Here is a 1,928-nt window from a genome sequence, read left to right as displayed (position 1 = left end):
CGGACGGTCAGTCCGGTGCGGCCGGCGAGGTCGGCAGCCGAGGCATACGGCCCGTGGGTGTCGCGCTCGTCGGCGATCGCCGCGGCGAGGTCGGTGCCGATCGCCCGGACGGACTCCAGGCCGAGGCGCACCTCGGTCCCCTCGTTCTCGCAGGTGGCTCCGCCGATCGAGCGGTTGACGCAGGGCCGGTGCACGGTGACGCCGTGCCTGCGGGCGTCGGCCACGAGGGACTGCGGCGAGTAGAACCCCATCGGTTGACTACGCAGCAGCGCCGCGCAGAAGACTGCCGGGTGGTGGCACTTGAACCACGCCGAGTAGTAGACGATCGCCGCGAAGGACTGGGAGTGGCTCTCCGGGAAGCCGTAGTTGGCGAACGCGCACATCTTCTCCCAGATCCGCTCCCCCACCTCGGGCCCGGTGACCGGGGTCCCGGGTGGGCTGGTGCCGATGCCGTGGAGATCACGCATTCCCGCGAAGAACCTCTCCCGCAACCGTGCCATCCGCTCGGGTGAACGTTTGGCCCCCATCGCCCGGCGGAGCTGGTCCGCCTCCGCCGCGGTGAACCCGGCTATCTCGGTGGCGATCTGCATGAGTTGCTCCTGGAACAAGGGGATCCCCAGCGTCCTACCCAGGGCGGCCTCGAGTGCGGGGTGGTCGAACACCACCTTCTCCTTGCCGTTGCGTCTACGGATGTAGGGGTGCACGGAGCCGCCCTGGATGGGGCCGGGGCGGATGAGCGCCACCTCCACCACGAGGTCGTAGAACGTCCGCGGCCGGAGTCTGGGCAGGGTCGCCATCTGCGCCCGCGACTCCACCTGGAACACCCCCACGGAATCGCCGCGGCACAGCATCTCGTAGACCTCGGGATCGGAGAGGTCCAGCCGGGCCAGGTCCACCTCGAGGTCCTTGTGCTCGGCCGCGAGGTCGATGGCGTGGTGGAGCGCCGTGAGCATCCCCAGCCCCAGCATGTCGAACTTGACCAGGCCGACCGCGGCGCAGTCGTCCTTGTCCCACTGCAGGACGGTCCGTCCGGGCATGCGCGCCCATTCGACGGGCACCACATCGGCCACAGGCCGGTCGCAGATCACCATGCCGCCGGAGTGGATGCCGAGATGCCGGGGGAGCCCGACGAGTCTGCGGGCCAGCGCCAGCACGTCGGCGGGCACCGTGTGCTCGGTGGCCTCCCGCTCGTGGTTCTTCAGACCCGACCACCGGTCGACGCTCTTGGACCACGCGTCCTGCTGGCCGACGGAGTACCCGAGCGCCCGGGCCACGTCCCGCACGGCCGACCGCCCCCGGTAGGTGATGACGTTGGCCACCTGCGCGGCGTGATCCCGCCCGTAGCGGGAGTAGACGTACTGGATGGCCTCCTCCCGGCGGCCGGACTCGATGTCCACGTCGATGTCCGGTGGACCGTCCCGCTCCGGGGACAGGAAGCGCTCGAAGAGCAGGTGCGCCCCCACCGGGTCCACGTTGGTGATGCCGAGGGAGTAGCAGACGGCCGAGTTGGCGGCCGATCCCCTGCCCTGACAGAGGATGCCCTCCCTGCGACAGAACTCGACGATGTCGTGGACCACGAGGAAGTAGCCGGGGAACCCCAGCTCGGCGATCACCCCCAGCTCGCGGTGGATCTGCGCGTAGGCCTCCGGAGCCGCGCCGGGGGCCCCGTAGCGCCGGGCGGCCCCCGCGTAGGTGAGCTCGGCGAGCCGGCTGTCCTCCGTGTGCCCCTCGGGAACGTCGAACGGAGGCAGTTCGGGGGCGATGAGCCGGAGGTCGAATGCACACTCGCGACCCAGGTCCGCCGCCCCGGAGACGGCGCCCGGCCAGCGGTCGAACAACTCGGCCATCTCCTCCCCCGAGCGCAGGTACGCCCCTCCGGCCGGGGGCAGGTGCGCGGCATGGGTCTCCAGGGCGTCGCGGGCTCCGAG

At 71.1% G+C, this 1,928-nt stretch carries 1 protein-coding gene; it reads right to left on the bottom strand.

The annotated features are described in order from the left end of the window. Positions 1-1,928, bottom strand: a 1,928-nt coding sequence (locus G6019_RS16125; protein WP_182628032.1) for an error-prone DNA polymerase, incomplete at both ends; no start/stop codon positions are given.

It is taken from the genome of Dietzia sp. DQ12-76, assembly GCF_014145045.1.
Classification (GTDB): Bacteria; Actinomycetota; Actinomycetes; order Mycobacteriales; family Mycobacteriaceae; genus Dietzia.
This window is presented reverse-complemented; position numbering and strand designations above follow the sequence as displayed.